At 55.4% G+C, this 415-nt stretch carries 1 protein-coding gene; it reads left to right on the plus strand.

All coding sequences use genetic code 11. From position 1 onward, the window contains the following. Positions 1-20: 20 nt before the first annotated feature. On the plus strand, positions 21-415 hold a 395-nt coding region (locus R0J92_RS21795), incomplete at its 3' end, for a hypothetical protein (protein ID WP_411053176.1).

Raw genomic sequence — 415 nt, forward strand, 5'->3', positions numbered from 1 at the left:
CTTTTCGATATGAAGCGGGCATGTGGACGTTGGTTGATAAGGCATGGACCAAGGCGCTGGCTAGCGAGCTGACCGGAAAGAAGTGCCTTGAGGTATTTGCAGGGCGAGGTTGGTTGACTCAAGCGCTGCGAGATCACGGCGTTGATGTGACCTCCACTAGCCGTTTCAGCTCTCATGACGGCAGCAATGCTGGGCTTGTTGCCGACGTCATCGATATGAGCGCTATTCAGGCAGTTCAGGGCTTTAACTTTGAGGTTTTGATCATGGGGTGGCCACCGGCCGGAGAGGAAGCTACCCGTGCCGTCATTGAGGCTATCCGTTGCGGTCGGCAGTTTAAGATCGTATTTATCGGCGAGCCATACTCGACACACCCTGGTCGGCTGTCTGGCACCGCCTCGGACAGCTTTTTCGAGAT

This window comes from Tritonibacter sp. SIMBA_163 (assembly GCF_046535935.1).
Classification (GTDB): domain Bacteria; phylum Pseudomonadota; class Alphaproteobacteria; order Rhodobacterales; family Rhodobacteraceae; genus Epibacterium; species Epibacterium scottomollicae.